General features: G+C 44.8%; 1 protein-coding gene. It reads left to right on the top strand.

Features of this window, described 5'->3' with window-relative positions; genetic code table 11:
* Window positions 1-117: 117 nt before the first annotated feature.
* Window positions 118-519: a hypothetical protein gene (locus L248_RS14965; RefSeq protein WP_040537190.1), complete on the top strand. Its 402-nt coding sequence runs from the start codon at window positions 118-120 to the stop codon at window positions 517-519.
* Window positions 520-567: the final 48 nt, after the last annotated feature.

Here is a 567-nt window from a genome sequence, read left to right as displayed (position 1 = left end):
GGCGGCGCAGCCCAACGGGTTACGCCGCATTTATTTTGAACTGTGCATTATCCAGGTACAGGTATTTAATGCCTTGACAGAAACAATGCGTGAACACAACTGGGCAGGTGAACAAAAATGACGGCAATTTTACAATACTGGAAGCAGCATCGTATCAGGTATGTTCTGCTTAACTTGGTGATGCTGATTGGTGCTGCGGTCACCGTGGGAACGAGCTACTTGGCGGTTTACGTCACCAACAACCTATTGGGCAAGAAAATGAATGCGTTTGTGTTTGGCAGCCTGATGCTCATCGTCACTAACCTTCTGGAATACGTTATCGAGTACTACGTTACTGTTTGGATGCAGGTTGACACCGAGCATTTTATCCACCGCCTCAGACACGCATACACCCAGGCAATTACTCGTGAGCCGCTCACCGGTATTGATGTGAATACCAACATTAATAGCCTCACCAATAATATGACCATCATATCTGATCAATATTTTTTGCCGTTTCTGACAATTAACCCCCAATAATTCATGAAGGTGGCGAAAATGGATAGAGACGTACAAAATCTTGGAAAA

The organism is Schleiferilactobacillus shenzhenensis LY-73 (assembly GCF_000469325.1).
Classification (GTDB): Bacteria; Bacillota; Bacilli; order Lactobacillales; family Lactobacillaceae; genus Schleiferilactobacillus; species Schleiferilactobacillus shenzhenensis.
The sequence above is the reverse complement of the archived record's forward strand: the minus strand, read 5'-3'. Positions and strand labels throughout refer to the sequence as shown.